We start from the raw sequence: 18,624 nt of genomic DNA, 5'->3' as shown, positions 1-18,624 counted from the left end.
TAATTACTTTGAAGACACTGTAGCCAGTTCGTCACGCATTTGCTGGATAACTGCGGCATAGTCCGGCTGATTGAAGATCGCTGAACCGGCGACAAACATATCCGCACCGGCAGCGGCAATGGCAGCGATATTATCGACTTTAACTCCGCCGTCAACTTCCAAACGGATGTTTTGACCAGAAGCGTCGATACGAGACCTGACTTCCCTGAGCTTATCGAGCGTACCAGGAATGAATGACTGACCACCAAAACCAGGGTTAACCGACATTAATAAGATGTGATGCAGTTTGTCCATGACGTAGTCGAGATAATGCAGCGGCGTGGCCGGATTAAATACCAGACCCGGCTGACAGCCTTTATCAGCAATTAACTGCAGGCTGCGGTCGAGATGCTGGCTGGCCTCCGGGTGGAAACTGATATAACTGGCACCGGCATCGGCAAACTGGGTAATTAAGTCGTCCACCGGCGAAACCATCAGGTGCACATCTATAGGTGCCGTAATGCCATAGTCACGCAGCGCAGAACAAATCATTGGGCCAAAGGTCAGGTTAGGCACGTAATGATTGTCCATCACGTCAAAGTGAACCACGTCAGCGCCGGCGTCGAGTACACGCTGTACATCATCACCCAGACGGGCGAAATCCGCCGAGAGTATCGACGGTGCTATCAGGAATCGTTGCATGATTAACCCTTATAGACGGTGTAGGGAAGCAGAGTAATGCCGGGCGAGTGATGAGAAGCGCTGTTGTTATGTGATATGTACGACAAAACAAACACTTGGCCAGCGTATTTATTGAACGATATTTTAACGGATTATCGTAACTGGCAAAAGGTTTTATCTCGCACCTTAACGGTGATTTTGCTTCTTTTTGGTGCAGGTTATTGCTAATTGACTGTGCGAAAGCGCTTTCAAAGATTTTTATGCTGTAAAAGTTGTGAATAAAAATGCATTTAAAACAGCAATTTATTAAGTTGATGTAACCCTTTGGCAAGTGTCGACACATTGGGCACTAGTTTTGCGTATACCGACATCACAAAAATAAAAATACAGACAGAAAAGTGATTTAAATAAAAACACTTATGCGTGATTTATACGGAGAACACACATGAAATTTAATAAAACACTGGTAACTTTAGCCGTTGTTGGCTCTTGCCTTTCATCACAAGCTGTACTGGCTGACAGCCTGTCTGCGAACGTAAGCGTAGCTAATAACTACATCTGGCGTGGTCTGACTCAGACTACTAACGAGCCCGCAGTATCTGGTGGTATTGACTACGCTAGCGACAGCGGCTTCTACGCGGGTACTTGGGCATCTAACGTACAGTACGCTGCGGATGATGTTTACTCTTACGAACATGATGTTTACTTTGGCTATGCTGGCGAAGCTGGTGACATCAGCTACGACGTCGGTTACCTGTATTATAACTATGATGATGTCGCGGAATACGATTTTGGTGAGATTTATGGAACTATCGGATATGGTGGTTTTAGCGTTTCATTATATGTATTGGCTAATACAGAAGCAGACGAAAAGCTTTACGATGAAGATAGCATGGTAATTGGTGAGTTGGACTTCGACTTTGGGTCGACGACATACATTTCATTAGATTATGGCTTTGCACTGGAGAGTGGCACTGAAATTGGACTACACGTTGGTTCACATCAAGGTGATTTTAGTGAGTCATTTAACGGCGTACCTGGGGACTATCGAGACTTCAATGTGTCTATCGCTAAAGACGGTTTTGCATTCATGATCAGCACTACTGATTTGGATGATTCTGGTGCCGATGCGACTGATAACGATTCAATCAAATACACTGTTTCTTACTCAGTAGATTTCGAACTGTAAGAGACCTTTAACACTTTTACAGTGTTTATGTTTTGTGCACGCAAAGGCCACAGATTAGTGTGGCCTTTGCACTTTTGGTTGAAATTTTCATTGCCAGATGTAACAGACTGATTATAATTACACCAATGGATTTTATTCTGGAATGGTTTTCAGTATGACAAAGCTAAAGAAAAGCTTAACCGGGCGGGTCGCAGGAGCAGTGTTTGCTCTGGCTTTAACCGTGGGCAGTTTTAACCTGAGCGTAGGATCGCCAGAGGCAGATCGTCTGGAAAACCGAGTGGCAAACGTGCTCGATGAAGCTGAGCAAGTCAGCTGGGTCAGTTGGTTGACAGGTCGCTCTACATCCTACCGTTTTCATTTTCTCGATCTTCTCGAATTACTGTCACGTCACAAAGGCAAAGACAGCGAGTAGTCGCTCGCTGGTTTAAGCGTTGTGGCAAATAAACCGGGTTTTCTGAGAGTCGTACAAAGCGTACTGGCCAGTGCCTTTGGTGTTCAGAGTCAGCAAAAATACCAGCAGGATTTTTCACAAACAACTATTGTCCCTTATATTGTGGTGGGAATTATCTTCGTTGTATTGCTGGTACTCGGGTTGATTGGCCTGGTGAACTGGCTTACCCCCTGAATCAGTTTTATAGCTGTGGTAACTATTCGTCGTCTACTGCGGTGATTGGGTACACAGGCTTGTGCTTAAATAACGCAAGTAACTCACTTACCGGCTTGCGAGCACTTCCTTTCTGACTGATTGAGCGTTTCACATTTAATGTAGTGATTTGAGCGCCGTAGTACATCTGCCGCGTCATCGGCAAATCATGATTTGAAATCAGCACCGGAATGTTTCGTTTAAACGCGGCGCGCTGAGCCAGAGTGGCCAGTTTATGCTGACAGGATAAGCTGAACTGCTTGGCCGCGTAGCTGGTAAACAAAGCGGTTTTACTGATTGGCGCGTAAGGCGGGTCGCAATAGATCACGCTACCTCTGCGGGCATGCTGAAACACTTTTTCAAAAGGTAAACATGTGAATCTGGCTTTTTGTGCCTTTTCTGCGAACACGAACATCTCGCGTTCCGGGAAATAGGGGCGCTTGTAGCGGCCAAATGGCACATTAAAGCGGCCTTTCAGACTGTAGCGGCAGAGGCCGTTGTAGCCGTGTCGATTCAGATACACAAACAACAGAGCACGGTAATACTGGTCGCTGGTCTGGTTGAATTCTTCACGCAGGCCATAATAGATTTTTTCGTTGTTATGGTGCGGCGAGAAAAAATCTTTCAGATCATTGATGAGTGGATCAGGTTGCGCTTTTAGCAGATTGTAGAGATTAATCAGGTCCGGATTAATATCATTAAGCACATAGTGCTGAAAGTCAGAGTTGAGAAACACCGACCCTGCGCCAACGAAAGGCTCGATGAGCTTCTTCCCCTCTGGCAGGTGTGCATTGATTTGTTCAACCAGACTGTATTTGCCTCCTGCCCATTTGAGGAAAGCCCGGTTTTTACTGACGGCCATTATGTTGGTAACTACTCACTGACGCTATGATTTTTATTATTGGGGATATTGTGAACAACTGCCACAAAGCCCAGCATCCCGCACCCGGAAAGGTTACTCTTGGGTGGCATTCAACTTTAACGAATCATTGATTGTATCTGTCAGCGCGGATCTCGACAACCGACAATAGCCAGAAATCGATAATTATTAGGGCAGACTGGCTATTTCTGCTTTTACCTGGTTTCCGGCTTTAACGAATGCTTTGTCGCTGCCAGGAAATTGCGGTAAAGCCTGCAGTTGCTGCTGAGCGGCTGGCAAAGAGGCAGCGGGCGTCGACCACAGAATGACATACCAGTCACCACCGTAGCGATAGGTTTTGTAAATAGTGACCTGGTTGGTTAGCTGATGATCCGTTAAGAAATCCCGGGCCAGCTCCAGGTCTTTCATGCCGGCAATCTGAATCCAGTACTGATCGGCATCGCTGTTGGCCAGTTGTTCATTGGCTAACGGCACAGCCTCGGTATTCAGAGCGTCTTCCTGCGGCTCAGCCCGGTCGCTGGCTTCCGCAGCAAGCTCTGAGGACGTTTCTGTTTCAGCTGATGCAGTCACTTGTTGTGGCTGAGCGTTTGGTACGGTGGCGGTTTCTGCTGAAGAAGGCTCTGTTACATCGGTAGCCGCGAGCGGTTCCTCGGTATTGGATTTATCGTTAGTAACCTGATTGTTGGCAGGGGCCGGAATCGCTTTAATTGCATCATTAAAACTGGCTATAACGCGCGATTGTGCGGCTGGCGGAGCAGATTCTGTTACTGGCTGCTGGTCGCTGGTGTCGGTATTATCCTGCTTTACAATGCTCAGTGTTCGGGTTGGCTTGATAAGCGCTTCTGGCTCATCGGTTATGTTCTGCGCGGTGTTCGGTTCGTTGCTATCAAGCGGATCAAACAGGGTGGTCATGGTAGCGCCGTATTGCCAGCCCATAATCGCAACAAAGCAGGATAAAAACACCAGCGTAACGCCAATCCACAGCCAGGGTGAACGTAAACGGTTATCGGTGAGCGGGGGAGCGCCTGCTTCGCCGCGTTCCTGACGGTAACGTTCAAAAGCGGCGCGGCGCTCAGCCAGTAATTTATCCACATCACTACTGTATTGCTGAGTAGATACTGACTGGCTGCTAATTAACAGGGGCGTGTTGGTGTTCTTCGCCGGCAGCCACTCTTTGGCTTGTTCGGCCCAGTCACTTTCACCAAATAGCAACACATTGAGGTGCTGTTTATTATTGGCAAACCGACTTTGTAAAACCAAATCCCACAATTCCTGCAGAAAGCTGTTGGGAATGTGTTGCGCCTGAGTGATGGTGATGAGTACCGGTCCATCATGATGATTAAGACCGGCGAGTAATTCATTTAACGGCCGGATATAACTGCCCACAACCTGGCCCAGGAGTTGTTTGCACAGGGTGCCACGGTAATCGGTGACCTGCATATCCGGTTCAGCGGTAATAAACGCCAGTTCGGTGTTATCGGACTGCTGAAAAACGAAGGATTCCAGTGTGCGTTGCTGCTCGGCAATACTGTCTCCGCTGACAAAAATCAGCTGAGACGAGTAGTTGACTAAATATTCAAGCCTGCTGTGCAGCTCAGATGCCACGGTAGTTTCCTCATTAAACGGCCAGTTATATTACCCGATTAACTTAATACCGCGTCCAGAATAGGCTGGGTAACGTCTTTGGTTACCACCGCTTTGCCAATGCCCTGGGGGATAACAAAACGGATCTGGCCTGCCTCGACTTTCTTGTCGCGTGCCATATGGCGCATGTAGTCAGCCACAGACATACTGTTGGGGCCGGCAACCGGCAGCTTAAATTGCTGCTGGAGCGCTTCAATACGACGGGTTTCTGACGGTGTTAACCAATCAAGGTGTTCTGCCGTTTTACAAGCAAGGATGATACCAGCCGCTACCGCTTCGCCATGCAGCCAGTTGCCATAACCCTGTTCGGCTTCGATAGCGTGGCCGAAGGTATGCCCCAGGTTTAGTAGCGCTCGAATACCGCCTTCACGTTCATCCTGAGCAACAATCTCTGCCTTGATCTGACAGCAACGGAAAATCGCCTTGCCAAGTGCCTCGGGCTCGAGTGATTTCAGATCTTGCTGATTGCTTTCCAGCCAGTCAAAAAACGCCGCGTCATAAATAATGCCGTACTTAATGACTTCTGCCATGCCAGCGGCGAATTCACGTTCTGGCAGGGTGTTAAGCGTGGTGATATCAATAGCTACCAGCACAGGCTGATAAAATGCCCCAATCATATTTTTGCCGAGGGGATGATTGACCGCAGTTTTACCGCCTACCGATGAATCCACTTGTGACAACAAGGTAGTAGGTACCTGAATAAAAGGCACGCCCCGTTGATAAGTGGCTGCGACAAAGCCGCAAAGGTCGCCGATAACTCCGCCGCCCAGGGCTATCAGAGTAATATCCCGGGCTGCGTTCATTTCCAGCAGGCGGGTCATTACTACTTCAAACTGCTCAAGAGTTTTATATTGTTCGCCATCCGGTAAAGTGATGACGTCGGTTTGCTTGTCTCCGCATGCCGCCAGTACCCGTTCCAGATAAAGGGGTGCTACAGTTTCGTTGGTGACGATAACAGCACGTTGCCCTTTGATGTAGGGCACAAAAAAGCCGGGCTGTGATAACAGTCCGGCTTCAATCTGAATAGGGTAGCTACGCTCGTCAAGTTCTACGGTTAAGGTTGACACGCCTGTAGCTCCTTTAAATGTTATAACCCAATCTTGCTTATAATTTGGTTAGCAACGGCTCGCGCTGACTGATCGTCGGTTTCTACCACGTAATCGGCCACTTCTTCGTACAGTGGGTTACGCAGTTCAGCGAGTTCTCTTAATACCTTTTCCGGATCATCCTTTTGTAACAAGGGGCGACGCTTGTCGCGCTGGGTACGGGCAACCTGTTTGTCGATGGTGGTTTGCAGATACACTACAATACCACGCGCTGACAGGCGGTTACGCACTGCTTTGGTCATAATAGAACCGCCGCCAGTGGCCAGCACAATACCTTGTTTGTCAGTTAAATCATTAATGACATTTTCTTCGCGTTTGCGGAATCCATCTTCACCTTCGAGATCAAAGATCCAGGTAATGTCTGCGCCAGAACGACGTTCAATCTCCTGATCGGAATCGAAGAACTCGAGGTGTAACTCATCTGCTAAGTGACGACCAATGGTACTTTTACCTGCTCCCATTGGACCAACCAAAAAGATATTACGTTTTTCAGCCATATTTGCTTATTTCACAACTTATCTATGTTAAGGGCAGAATGTTCTGTTTTCCTCAACCACCCGTTCACACGTGCTTATTTTGTCGCTAATAAGCACATACACAAAACCTCGTAAAAATTTCGAGAGCGGGATTATCTCAGTTTCTCAGACCGCTATGCAAGTTTTGTTGCAGGGATTAGGGCGAAAGCGCCAAAAATGAAGCTTAGCCAAAGGATTAAGAACCGGATTGAGGGGAGAAAAGACGAAAATTATTGCCTCAGGCCGAGATTTCCTGCCAGAGGCATAAAAAACTACAGTGCTTCGGTAACGATTTTGGGCGTTACGAAAATCAGCAGTTCACGTTTTTGGTACACGGTTGAGCTATTGCGGAATAATGCGCCAACTACCGGCAGATCGCCAAACAGTGGTACTTTACTCACATCATTGCTGTTAACCTGTTGAAAGATACCACCAAGGACTATGGTTTCACCGTTTTCTACCAATACCTGGGTTTTAATTTCCTGAGTATCGATGGCCACGGCATCACCAGTAGCGGTTTGCACGGTTTCACCACGGGTATCCTGGGTCACAATCAAATCCAGAATGATACGGTTATCCGGGGTAATATGCGGCGTTACCTTGAGGCTTAACACGGCCTTTTTAAACTCTACGGAGGTGGCACCACTGGAAGTAGCTTGTGAATAAGGTATTTCTGTACCTTGTTCAATGTAGGCTTCCTGTTGGTTAGCCACGGTAATACGCGGGCTGGCAATGATTTCACCTTTGTTTTCTGACTCCAGGGCCGATAATTCAAGATCTAAAATGGTGCCATCAGCCAGGCTGGCAATCTGAAAACCGATACTGCCTGCGGCACTGGCCACCGGCAGGTTAACATTAAGGCGATCACCTAAAGCCGGTACGTTGCCGCCCGCTATAGTTTCTGCTCCGGAGAGTGAACCTGACACGCCGTTGTCGTCCTGACGGTCAGAGAAACCCCAGCGCACGCCCAACTGCTCGTCCACATTATCACGCACGGTTACCATGCGTGATTCGATTAATACCTGTTTCACCGGAATATCCAGAGACTCGATGACCCGGCGGGCTTCATCGATAGAGGCCTGGGTGTCACGAACCAGAATAGTATTGGTGCGACTGTCTACCGTAACGGTGCCACGGTCGGTCAGAATACCACCGGCGCCTTCTTCGGCTTTCAGAATCTGCGATAATTCAGCGGCTTTCGCGTAGTTAACCGTAATGCTGGCTGAAGCAAGTGGTGCCAGTTGTGCAACCTGCTGGTCTGACTGCAGTTTTTGGGTCTCACGCTGAGAAAGCTCTTCGCTGGGGGCGATCAGTAAAATGTTACCTTCCTGACGTTTATCTAACCCCTTAATTTTTAGAATCATATCCAGCGCCTGATCCCAGGGCACACCGGTCAGGCTAATCGATACATTACCGGTAACGGTATCGGTGGTTACCAGGTTAAATCCATTCACTTTGGCGATAATCTGCAATACCTGACGAACCGGAACGTCCTGGAAGTCGAGGGAAATTGGCTCACCTTCATACTGGCTCTTTTCCAGTTTGGCCATTTGCTCCTGGCTCATGGGACTGACCGTCACCGTCAGAGTTTTACCGTCCTGCTCAGTGTTAGTGATTACGTTACCGGTGTAATTAAATTCAATGCGCGATGAGTCTTTCTCCTGAAAGGTCTCGATAGTAGTTACCTGCGTGCCAAACGCCGTTACATCCAGTTCGATTAATTGATCTTCTGCGAGCTCAGTTGCGGGTAAAGTAAGTACTAACTTACCATTCGCTTCTATCACTTGAGGTTCCACGTCCCGGTTATTCATGGTCAGCGTGGTAACTGCCAGACCATTAGCGCCACGGGTAAAGTCGATGTCTTTCAGGGTCGACTTAAAGACTTTCTCAGCTTCGGCATTCGGGTTAATCAATTGCGGAGATTCCTGAGCGCGGAGCTCAGCGGCAACTGCATTAAACAGTAAAAACGTGACCACGGCGCCCGCTACCCAGTAGCGGCGTTTGGTTTGCCGATTTAGTCTTTCGTTAAAGATATATCGCTTAGACATCTAATAATCTCCTGCTCACGACTTCATCGTTAGCGTAGTTTCTTTCTTCTGCCAGCAGCCAGTGCCGTCAGGAACAAGCTCTTCAATAGTCACTTCGTCCTTGCCTATGCTGATGATCTGTCCGAAAAACAAACCCAGTCGACTGCCTTTTTTAGCCTGGTAAAGCCCACCATCATTGGTTTTAAATAATACCCAGGTGTCACCATTGGAGCGGAAACTACCGGTGAGTGACAGCGCATCGATGCCATAGGCTTCCAGAGGCTCACGGGTTCGGTTGGCATCAGGTTGTGAACAATTCGCTTTTACCTGTGCAACCACAGGCGCCCGGCTGGCTTTCGGGCGGACAAACGGACTGCGAAATCCTTGTGCGTCATAGACGAACACCGGTTTTTGCTCAAATTCCGGGTAAGGTTCGATGCTGGGTTTAGTGTTCTGTTTGACGTCATTGGTATAGGCCACCAGATCGTCAATATGCGGCGCACAACCTGTTGCGGTTAAGGCTACCATTGCGATCCCCAGGAGGCGAGCAAATTGCGACATTACTTGCTCTCCTTGTTCTCAGTGTTGGCGGCGCGGTAAGTTTTGGCTAACAGACTGAAGCGTAAACCACCCTGATCAGTATGCACTTCAAAATCGTGCATGGTCACTATGCGCGGTAAGTCTGCGACTTTAGACACGAATTCACCAAAATTGTGGTAGCTACCGGATACCTCAATACGAATGGGTAACTCCGTGTAAAATTCTTTAGGGATTTCTTTTTCCCAGTTTAACAGCCGGAAAGTCAGGCCGGCGCTGGTTCCTACGTAGGTGATGTCATCTAACAGCCCGGGCGTTTCGTTGCGGGTGGGCAGCGACTTCAACATAGAGGAAAAATCCTCTTCAATTTGCGTCAGTTGTTCCTTGTAGGCCGAGAGGTTAGCGGCCAGACGGTATTTGGCCTGAAACTGCATTTTTAACTCGGCTTCCTTGGCCTCAGCCTGATCGAGCGAGGGAAGTTTAGGGCTAACAATACCGAAATAGCTGATACCAGACACCACAATCACAATGAATAAAGCAACAACGGTCTTTACCTCAAACGGCCAAATGGCAATTTGTTCAAAGTCGAGGTCGTTAATCTCTTTTAATTTGGCAAAGTCAAACTGCTTCATTTGCCACCTCTTTCTTGCTGTTCTTTTTCCATGGCAACCTGTTCGCTAATCGAAAAGGTCAGGGTAAATTCGCTAACCGCATCAGTGGCGCTGGTGTCTGCCACGATGGATGACAGTTCGCCGGAAGTGAACACTTTTGATGTTTCCAATTGGCGCATAAATTCAGCCAGGCGGTTATTCGACTCGCTGGTGCCGCGTACCTGAATACTGGAGCCGGTGCGCTGCAGCGATGTAAAGCTGACGCCCTGGGGCACTATCCGAGCAAGCTCATCGAGCACCTGAGGGGCCAGGTTTCGGCTACTTTGCAGTTGTTCAATCAGGGCCATGCGTTGCTCGATGGCCGATTTACTTTCTTTAATGCGTTTAATTTCTGCAATCTGACTTTCCAGGGCGGTGATCTGGGTTTGCAGATACTGATTGCGCGAGTTTTGATTACTGATCTGGGTATCGATAATCTGGCCAATAAACCAGAACAGCAAACCGGTCATAATGGCCACAAACGCCAGCACCACAATGTACTGTTGTTTCTGCTGCTGGCGGCGTTGTTCGCGCCAGGGCAGGAGGTTTACATGTGCCATCTTGACATCCCCCGGCTGGCCAGGCCTGCAGCAATAGCCAGTAATGGGCCAACCTGCTTGACCTGCTCAGTATTTAGCTTGTCGCTAATTTTGATATTGGTAAATGGATTGAAGACTTCCACCTCAATACCGAGATCCTGCTGTAAGGTATCTACCAGCGCCGGTATAACCGCGCCTGCGCCGGTCAGGACGATTTTTTCCGGGCGCTCAGCCTGCATGGTGCTCATGTACATTTGTAAGGCACGATTAATCTGCTGCTGCAGATTTGCCGCAAAAATAGGCAGGGTATCGCTAATCCAGTTGCTCGGCAGTGTATTGTTGATTAACTGCTCTTCAGTATCTTTGCGGTCCAGCATATGTACCAAAGACAAATCCTGAAGCAGCGAATCAACGCCGAAAGTGTGCTCTTTGGTATACACAGTCTTGCCATTGTCCCAAATACAAACTTGCAACAGTGATGCCCCAATATTAATGCAACAAATGCGCTGGGCTTCTTCGTTATGGGGATAAAAGTAATCCACCGCATTTCCCATAGCGTAGGTTTCGACGTCCACTACTTTCGGGTCGAAGCTATGTTCACGTGCCAGTGTGGAGCGGTTATCGACTACATCACGGTGGGCGGCGGTAAGCAACACGTCCACTTTGCCAGAATGAGTTTCACTTATACCCACTTCCTCGAAGTCCAGGTACACTTCTTCCAGCGGGTAGGGGATCAGGCTGTCGGCCTCGACTTCTATCTGGCCTTCCAGCTCATAGTCGGTTTGATCAGGCTCCATATGTACAATTTTACTGATGACGGATGTGCCGGCTACGGCGATGGCTACTGGTTTAATTTTATTCTTAAGTGCCAGGCGAACTTTTCGCAGCGCCACACTCACAGCGTCGAAGTCGGTGATCTCTCGCTCTCTGAATGCCTCTTTAATAATTGGCTCGCAGGCAAACGCGGTTAGCATGTAGTCGCCTTCGGCGCCTTCCAGCACAACTGCCTTGATGCAACGGGTGCCAATGTCGAGTCCGACAATGGGCGGTTGCTTTTTTTTGAACAGCGATTTTAGCATATCAACTGAGTCTCATTTACTTGCGATCAATTTCTAACATAAGATGTTACTTAAAATTTTTCCATTTAATGGTTCTAATAAATACACTTAGGTATAAAATATAAGTCATTCTGGCAAAAAAGCCCTGTTTATTCTTATTGTGAAGTACATCAAAACCTTCTTATTACTCGGATTTATCGGTGCACTGCTCGGCGGTATTGCACTCACGGGTATATATTTTTATATCAAGCCGGACCTGCCCAGCGTTGCAATCCTCAAGGATGTGCGGCTGCAAACGCCTATGCGTATTTATACACATGACGGCAAGCTCATCTCCCAGTACGGTGTAAAGCGGCGTATACCGGTAACCCTTGACCAGGCCCCGGATCTGCTGCAAAAAGCGATTTTGGCCACCGAGGACAATCGTTTTTACGAACACTTTGGTATTGATCCTATCGGCATCACCCGGGCTTTCATTAACCTTGTCCTGACCGGTGAGAAAAGTCAGGGCGCGAGTACTCTCACGCAACAGCTGGCCCGGGGCTTCTTCTTAACCCGGGAAAAAACCTATATTCGTAAAATTAAGGAAGTCTTTATTGCTCTGCACATGGAAACTGAGCTCAGCAAAGACGAAATTTTCGAATTGTATTTAAACAAGGTTGAGTTGGGTCATCGGTCCTTTGGTTTTGGTGCTGCCGCACAGGTGTATTACGGTAAGCGGCTTGATGAACTGACGCTGGCGCAAATTGCCACCCTGGCAGGTCTGCCCCAGGCACCTTCGGTATTAAACCCGGTTAGTCGTCCTCAACGCTCCGTGGAGCGTCGTCGAATCGTGTTACTACGAATGCTGGATGAAGGGTATATTACCCGACAGCAATTTGATGAAGCAGCCAGCGCACCGGTGACAGCCGAAAAACACGGTGCCGAAATCGAACTGGACGCGCCTTATCTGGCCGATCTGATTTACTCAGAAATGGTGACGCTGTACGGCAAGGAAGAAGCTGAAACCGGCGGTTATCAGGTTTACGCGACGGTTTCGTCTGAATTACAGCAAGCCGCGCAAAATGCGGTGAAACAGAATCTACACGATTACGATGAACGTCACGGTTTTCGAGGCGCTGTGGCACGTTTATGGCCACAGGAGCAGAGCAACGCAGAACCAAACCAGGAAGAAACATCGACGGAATGTGATAGTGAGCCGCTCTACCCTGACTGGCTCTGTGAAGTAACCGAAGAAACCCTTATCAACCAACTGGATAACGCCGGCGCTTTTGGCTTTGTATTTCCGGTGGCTGTTATCAGTGTTGACGAACAATCTTTTACCACCCGAGACGTTACCGGCATCGAACGGGTGATTGAATGGGAAGGGATGGACTGGGCCCGGCCGTTTTTAAGTGATAGCAGACAAGGGCAGCCTCCGTCTCAGGCTTCTGATATTGTTAGTGCGGGCGACATTGTCTATATCAGGGAACAGGATAATCAGTGGCGTCTGGCGCAGTTGCCAGAGGTCAGTGGTGCCTTTGTGGCGTTAGACCCTTATGACGGCGCGGTACAGGCTATTGTAGGCGGCTACAGTTTTTACCAAAGTCAGTTCAACCGGGCTACACAGGCTAAGCGTCAGGTGGGCTCAAACATTAAGCCGTTCGTTTATTCTGCGGCACTCGACAACGGCTACACCGTGGCCAGTATTATCAACGATGCGCCAATCAATGAATGGGATGAAGCAACGGGTGTGGCCTGGCGTCCGCAAAACTCGCCGGCAGAATATGACGGTCCTATCCGTATGCGGGTGGCTCTGGGTAAATCGAAAAACGTCGTATCAGTGCGCTTACTGCGTGGCGTAGGGCTGGATAATACCATTGAACACCTCACCCGCTTTGGTCTCGATAAGGCCGATATTCACCGCGATGAAACCGTGTCGCTGGGCTCAAGCTCCCATACGCCATTGGAAATAGTACGTGGTATGGCCACCATTGCCAACGGCGGCTTTCTGATTGAACCTTACTTTATCGACCGGGTACTGAACGAGACGGGTGAAGTACTGTGGCAAACCAATCCGGTGGTTGCCTGCAGCGACTGTGATGAGACCAATTCTCCGCAACAGCAACCGGTCAGTGAGGAAGCGGATATCGAAGCGCTGCTGGCCGCCGAGTTAAACCAGTCGCTGCCGGTTCAGACCGATAGTGATGAAGTGTTGGCAGCCCCCCGGGTGATTACGCCACAAAATGCCTTTTTGGTTGCCGATATGATGCGCACCGCTGTAAGAGCCAATGGTAGCTGGAATAAAAAGACCTACTGGCAGGGGACTGGCTGGCGGGCGAGAAATATTCTGCAGCGCACCGACCTGGCAGGTAAAACCGGTACCACCAACGACTCCCGGGATGCCTGGTTCAGTGGCTTTAGCCGTAACCTGGTGGCAACTGCCTGGGTTGGTTTTGATGACATGACCAGGCAGCTGGGTCGCGCGGCTTATAATAATCCGCTGGCCAAGCGCGATCCGGATCGGTTTGGCTGGATGGGTAACGCTATGGTGGGCACCGAGAGCGGTGCCATGGCGGCACAACCAGCGTGGATTCGCTTTATGCAGGTGGCGCTCGAGGACGAGCCGGAAGAAGCCATGTCGGTACCAGATGATATTGTGCGGGTACGGATTGATCGTACCAGTGGGAAGTTGACCCGGCGCACAGACCATACCACACTATTCGAGTATTTCCTGAGGGGCACTGAGCCGACCATGTATGTCTTAGATGACGAAGTCATGGATCCGGCTGAGCAGGAAGACTCAACGCCTGACGTAGAGGAAATCTTCTAACGTCTATACTTAAAAACAACAAAATAAGAAACTGGTTACTAATAATGTCTGATGACGATAAGCGATATTTGTATATACCGCATGCCGGCCCGTCTTTGCTGGAAACCCCCCTACTTAATAAAGGCAGTGCGTTCAGCGCTAAAGAGAGGGCCCGTTTTAACCTTACCGGTCTGTTACCCCCGCGCTACGAAACCATCGAAGAACAGGTGGAACGGGCTTATCTGCAATATAACTCCTTTGATGAGCCCCTGAATAAGCATATTTATTTACGCGCCATTCAGGATAACAACGAAACCCTGTTTTACCGCCTGATCCAGTCGCACATTGAAGAAATGATGCCGATTATTTATACCCCTACCGTGGGCGACGCCTGTGAACAATTCTCCGATATCTATCGCAGTTCACGAGGCCTGTTTATTTCCTGGGAAGAGCGCGACCAGATTGATGACATTGTCCGTAATGCGACTAAACGTAAGGTCAAAGTCATTGTGGTAACTGACGGAGAGCGTATCCTCGGCCTTGGTGATCAGGGCATTGGCGGGATGGGGATCCCTATCGGTAAGCTTTCCCTTTACACCGCTTGTGGTGGTATTTCTCCCGCCTACACCTTACCGGTGATGCTGGATGTGGGAACCAATAACGAAAAACTGCTTAATGACCCAATGTATATGGGCGCGCGTCACCCTCGTATAAGCCAGGCGGAGTACGATGAATTCCTCGATTTGTTTATTCGGGCTGTTAACCGACGCTGGCCGGAAGCGCTGATTCAGTTTGAAGACTTCGCTCAGCCCAACGCAATGCCACTGTTAAACCGTTATCGCAACGAGGTGTGCTGCTTTAATGATGATATCCAGGGCACTGCGGCAGTCACTCTAGGTACCATTCTGGCGGCATGCCGCATGAAACAAGCGAAGCTCTCGGATCTGAAGGTTGTGTTTGTGGGCGCAGGCTCTGCCGGCTGCGGTATTGCCGAAATGCTGATCCAGCAAATGGTTTCTGAAGGCCTCAGCGATACAGAGGCGCGTAAGCAAATATTTATGGTCGACCGTTACGGACTGGTTATGGAGGGGCAGGAGGGCCTGCGGGACTTCCAGCAACGCCTGCAACATACCCAGGAAGAAATTGCTGAGTGGTCATTCAGCGGTGAATATCCGGTATTGCTGGATGTGGTTAACTGCGCGCAGCCCGATGTGCTGATTGGTGTGTCCGGTCAGCCCGGCTTATTTACCGAGCATGTGGTACGCGCCATGAAAAGGCATACAGAACTGCCTATCATATTCCCGCTCAGCAATCCGTCCCGCCAGGTTGAGGCTCGTCCGGAGCAGGTGATCGAATGGACCGACGGGGAAGTGGTTATTGCTACCGGCAGCCCCTTCAAGCCTGTGGAATACGAAGGCAATGTTTACCCGGTTGCCCAGTGTAATAACAGTTATATCTTCCCGGGGATCGGCCTGGGCGTGATTGCCTCAAAGGCACGCTTAATCAGTGACGAAATGCTGATGGCCGCCAGTAACGCGTTGGCCAATGCCTCACCGCTGGCCAATACCGGTGAGGGGGAGTTGTTGCCACCACTGCGTAAGATCTCGGCCCTGAGTCGCCAGATTGCCTTTGATGTTGCCAAGGTGGCAATGCAGCAAGGACTGGCACTGGAGCAAACTGACGACAACCTGCTAGCCAGCATTGAGAAAAACTACTGGCGCGCGGAATACCGTCCCTACAAGCGGGTCAGTATCTGATTCTGGCCCGATTACCGGCTGCGCAGCTGCGCAGTCGGTAAAAACTGTTATCGATTTGCAACATTTACCCACCCTTTATCCGCCTGTTTTTCTGCTGTATTTGATTAACTATCTGTAAAATATAGATAAAGTTTATTTGGCACGGCTCTTGATTATACTAAAGTGTAATGCATTTGCTTCACTAGGGCATGCATTGCACATTGCTTTTCAGATGTGTCACAACGGCGTCAATCCGGATGGAGGAAGCGCTTGTTGTTCCCTTCTTTTGATCCTCAGGGGGCGATGGAGTGCCCCCTCTTTTTTTTTGCAAGCTTTTAGCGGATTGGGATCAGGAGTGTTTAACGATCCAATTCAGAATCTCCGGCCAAAACGGCAGTCCGTGTTTCGAGAAAAAACGCATGTGACCAAGATGCCCGAGACCATGCTGGGCAGGTTCGATTATCTTGCGTGTAACCTTCAGATTTTCATAAACGGTAAGGATATCTTCCACATTGATCTGTGGAGAGATTTGGTCGTCGACCGCGCGTATCCATAATGCCGGCTGGGTAAGCTGATCATAATAATGCTGCTGAATATGGCTGCCAAACTCAGTTTTGGCATACCCCTGGCCGTTACACCAGCGCCGCCACTGAGCACCCACTCCCTTCGGCAGAGGTTCGCCCATACCCATCCAGTGGGACTGAGTACGGCCAAACAACGCATTGGTCAGTGGAATAAACACGTTCATATAAAATTGTGCCTGGTACTTATAGGCACCGGTAAAGTTACGTAAACAACCGGATGAGCTGCCGTAGGTAATAATACTGGTCAGCTCGGTGGCGTTGGGCATTAGTCCTGCCAACTGGCCGCCGGCACTGTGGCCAATCAGGTGCAGTGGCTGGTCGGGATAGTGTTGTTGTAAAAAAGCCAGTGCTGCCGGCATGTCTTTCTGGCCCCAGTCCTGTAAGCGGGTTTCGCGCATCACTTTGCGGGTTTTGGGTGAGTCTCCGATGCCGCGGTTATCAAAGGTCAGCACGGCAATGCCCTGTTCGGCCAGAAAGGTGGCAAAGCGGGTATAGAATCCTTGTTTGATGCCCGTAGCCGGCGCAATCATTACCGCCGCAACAGGCGTATTTAAAGGCTTGTAGAGTAAGCCGGATAAAGCAATATCGTCTGTACACTCAATGGCGACAGCGTGGGGAGAAAGCATAAATGACCTTCTGGTCTAACCAGTTTGAGCCAATTATAACGAACTCTTAACAATATGAAAGAGGGGGATTTTCCGGAATACTGCTACTGCAACCGGGGAACCCGGCTACAGCGCAGGCTATAGCTATAAATCGAGGGTGTAGACTTTTGATTTACGCTGAAAGTTATACAGCTCTTTCTTTTGAGCTGGCAGCGCATCAACATCTGCTGCTTTGAAACCCTGATCCAGAAACCAGTGACCGGTAACAGTGGTTAACACGAAGAGGCGCTGAATACCGGCGGCAATGGCGCGTTCACGCACTTCATCGAGGATCCGCTCGCCACGGTTCTTACCCCGATAATCGGAGTGGGTTGCTACACAGGCAAGCTCGGCTGAGCCGTCATCAGGGTAAAGGTAAAGTGCGGCACAGGCGATGATCATGCCATCCCGTTCTATCACTATAAACTGGTGAATTTCATTCTCCAGCCGCTCCCGGGAACGTTTCACCAATACACCACTTTCTTCCAGCGGTTTGATGAGATTGAGGATGCCGCCCACGTCGTCGATGGTGGCTTCCCGAAGCTGCTCGTAGTGGTTTTCCATTACCAGTGAACCGGCACCGTCACGGGTAAATAATTCCTGCAGCAGGGCACCATCGGTTTCATAACTGACACAGTGAGCGCGAGGAATGCCCGCTGCCACGCTGGTAGTCAGTGCGCGAATAACCGTGGCTTCGGTCATCAGTTCATCGTCGCGGTGTAATTGTTCAAGCAGGTTTCGCTCAATGGTGCGAATAAGCTTACCGTCTTTACGGAAAATGCCTGAATAGTTAGAGAATACCACCAGTTTATCGGCTTCAAGCGCAATGGCGGCCTGGGTTGCCACATCTTCGTGAGACAGGTTAAACACTTCACCGGTAGAGGAGTAGCCCATTGGCGACAGTAGCACGATGGAGCCATCATTAAGGTGGTCGTTAATACCGGTGGTGTCGATACGACGCACCTGACCGGTGTTCTCAAAGTCGACGCCGTCGAGCACGCCCATTGGTTTGGCTACCACCAGATTACCCGTACACACACGAATATGAGCACCGTGCATAGGTGAGTTAGGCAAGCCCATGGTCAGCAGCGCTTCAATATGGCAGCGCACCGAGCCCGCTGCGTCTTTTACGCATTCCAGGGTTTCTTTATCGGTAATTCGCACATCGTGACTAAAGCGCGCCTCGGTTTTACGCAGGGCCACCCGTTGATCAATTTGCGGGCGGGCACCGTGCACCAGCACCAGGCGTACACCCAGACTGCTCAGCAGTGCGATGTCCTGAATAATATTGGGAAAGTTATCGTCTTCAATGGCCTCGCCGCCAAACATCAGCACAAAGGTTTTACCCCGGTGTGCATTGATGTAAGGCGCCGAGCTTCTGAATAATCCAATACTTTCGTGATGCGATAGCACCATTTGCA

The 18,624-nt window shown here is 49.6% G+C and carries 17 protein-coding genes; 5 read left to right on the top strand and 12 right to left on the bottom strand.

Annotation, left to right across the window (positions count from 1 at the left end; all coding sequences use genetic code 11):
• Window positions 1-3: 3 nt before the first annotated feature.
• On the bottom strand, window positions 4-681 hold the full coding sequence (rpe, locus tag C6Y40_RS20305; RefSeq protein ID WP_105936224.1) for a ribulose-phosphate 3-epimerase: 678 nt from the start codon (window positions 679-681) through the stop codon (window positions 4-6).
• A 424-nt stretch (window positions 682-1,105) separates the two neighbouring features.
• Here rpe and C6Y40_RS20300 point away from each other — a divergent pair, with 424 nt between their 5' ends.
• The 3 genes from C6Y40_RS20300 to C6Y40_RS20290 all read left to right on the top strand — a co-directional run bounded on the left by C6Y40_RS20300 (window position 1,106) and on the right by C6Y40_RS20290 (window position 2,474).
• The gene (locus C6Y40_RS20300; protein WP_105936223.1) at window positions 1,106-1,849 is read left to right on the top strand and encodes a TorF family putative porin; all 744 of its coding nucleotides are present in this window, start codon (window positions 1,106-1,108) and stop codon (window positions 1,847-1,849) included.
• 154 nt (window positions 1,850-2,003) lie between these two features.
• The gene (locus C6Y40_RS20295) at window positions 2,004-2,261 is read left to right on the top strand and encodes a hypothetical protein (protein ID WP_105936222.1); all 258 of its coding nucleotides are present in this window, start codon (window positions 2,004-2,006) and stop codon (window positions 2,259-2,261) included.
• Window positions 2,262-2,282: 21 nt separating this feature from the next.
• Window positions 2,283-2,474 (top strand): DUF2970 domain-containing protein, encoded by a 192-nt coding sequence (locus tag C6Y40_RS20290; protein ID WP_105936221.1) that lies wholly within the window; start codon window positions 2,283-2,285, stop codon window positions 2,472-2,474.
• Between the two features lie 22 nt (window positions 2,475-2,496).
• Here C6Y40_RS20290 and C6Y40_RS20285 read toward each other — a convergent pair whose 3' ends face one another.
• From C6Y40_RS20285 to pilM, 9 genes are all read right to left on the bottom strand, one after another.
• Entirely contained in the window at window positions 2,497-3,354 is an 858-nt protein-coding gene (locus C6Y40_RS20285) for a Dam family site-specific DNA-(adenine-N6)-methyltransferase (protein WP_105936220.1), read from the bottom strand.
• A gap of 186 nt (window positions 3,355-3,540) precedes the next feature.
• On the bottom strand, window positions 3,541-4,977 hold the full coding sequence (locus C6Y40_RS20280) for an SPOR domain-containing protein (RefSeq protein WP_105936219.1): 1,437 nt from the start codon (window positions 4,975-4,977) through the stop codon (window positions 3,541-3,543).
• 38 nt (window positions 4,978-5,015) lie between these two features.
• Complete coding sequence (gene aroB, locus C6Y40_RS20275) at window positions 5,016-6,083, bottom strand: 3-dehydroquinate synthase (RefSeq protein ID WP_105936218.1); 1,068 nt, start codon at window positions 6,081-6,083, stop codon at window positions 5,016-5,018.
• A gap of 20 nt (window positions 6,084-6,103) precedes the next feature.
• On the bottom strand, window positions 6,104-6,619 hold the full coding sequence (aroK, locus tag C6Y40_RS20270; RefSeq protein ID WP_105936217.1) for a shikimate kinase AroK: 516 nt from the start codon (window positions 6,617-6,619) through the stop codon (window positions 6,104-6,106).
• Between the two features lie 290 nt (window positions 6,620-6,909).
• Window positions 6,910-8,685: a type IV pilus secretin PilQ gene (locus C6Y40_RS20265; RefSeq protein WP_105936216.1), complete on the bottom strand. Its 1,776-nt coding sequence runs from the start codon at window positions 8,683-8,685 to the stop codon at window positions 6,910-6,912.
• A 15-nt stretch (window positions 8,686-8,700) separates the two neighbouring features.
• Entirely contained in the window at window positions 8,701-9,225 is a 525-nt protein-coding gene (locus tag C6Y40_RS20260; protein ID WP_105936215.1) for a pilus assembly protein PilP, read from the bottom strand.
• A complete protein-coding gene (locus C6Y40_RS20255; protein WP_105936214.1) occupies window positions 9,225-9,833 on the bottom strand; it encodes a type IV pilus inner membrane component PilO in 609 nt (202 codons plus the stop codon). Before C6Y40_RS20255 ends, C6Y40_RS20260 begins: the two co-directional genes overlap by 1 nt.
• A complete protein-coding gene (locus C6Y40_RS20250; protein ID WP_105936213.1) occupies window positions 9,830-10,411 on the bottom strand; it encodes a PilN domain-containing protein in 582 nt (193 codons plus the stop codon). Before C6Y40_RS20250 ends, C6Y40_RS20255 begins: the two co-directional genes overlap by 4 nt.
• Entirely contained in the window at window positions 10,399-11,469 is a 1,071-nt protein-coding gene (pilM, locus tag C6Y40_RS20245; protein ID WP_105936212.1) for a type IV pilus biogenesis protein PilM, read from the bottom strand. The genes C6Y40_RS20250 and pilM overlap by 13 nt, the downstream gene beginning before the upstream one ends.
• 139 nt (window positions 11,470-11,608) lie before the next feature.
• On the opposite strand from pilM, the gene C6Y40_RS20240 reads away from it, so the two are divergent.
• Entirely contained in the window at window positions 11,609-14,260 is a 2,652-nt protein-coding gene (locus C6Y40_RS20240) for a penicillin-binding protein 1A (protein ID WP_105936211.1), read from the top strand.
• Between the two features lie 44 nt (window positions 14,261-14,304).
• The gene (locus tag C6Y40_RS20235) at window positions 14,305-15,996 is read left to right on the top strand and encodes an NAD-dependent malic enzyme (RefSeq protein ID WP_105936210.1); all 1,692 of its coding nucleotides are present in this window, start codon (window positions 14,305-14,307) and stop codon (window positions 15,994-15,996) included.
• Between the two features lie 328 nt (window positions 15,997-16,324).
• Here C6Y40_RS20235 and C6Y40_RS20230 read toward each other — a convergent pair whose 3' ends face one another.
• Both C6Y40_RS20230 and argA read right to left on the bottom strand, forming a co-directional pair.
• A complete protein-coding gene (locus C6Y40_RS20230; protein ID WP_105936209.1) occupies window positions 16,325-17,185 on the bottom strand; it encodes an alpha/beta hydrolase family protein in 861 nt (286 codons plus the stop codon).
• 123 nt (window positions 17,186-17,308) lie between these two features.
• Window positions 17,309-18,619 (bottom strand): amino-acid N-acetyltransferase, encoded by a 1,311-nt coding sequence (argA, locus tag C6Y40_RS20225; protein ID WP_105936208.1) that lies wholly within the window; start codon window positions 18,617-18,619, stop codon window positions 17,309-17,311.
• Window positions 18,620-18,624 lie beyond the last annotated feature (5 nt).

Source organism: Marisediminitalea alba (genome assembly GCF_002993365.1).
Classification (GTDB): domain Bacteria; phylum Pseudomonadota; class Gammaproteobacteria; order Enterobacterales; family Alteromonadaceae; genus Alteromonas; species Alteromonas alba.
The sequence above is the reverse complement of the archived record's forward strand: the minus strand, read 5'-3'. Positions and strand labels throughout refer to the sequence as shown.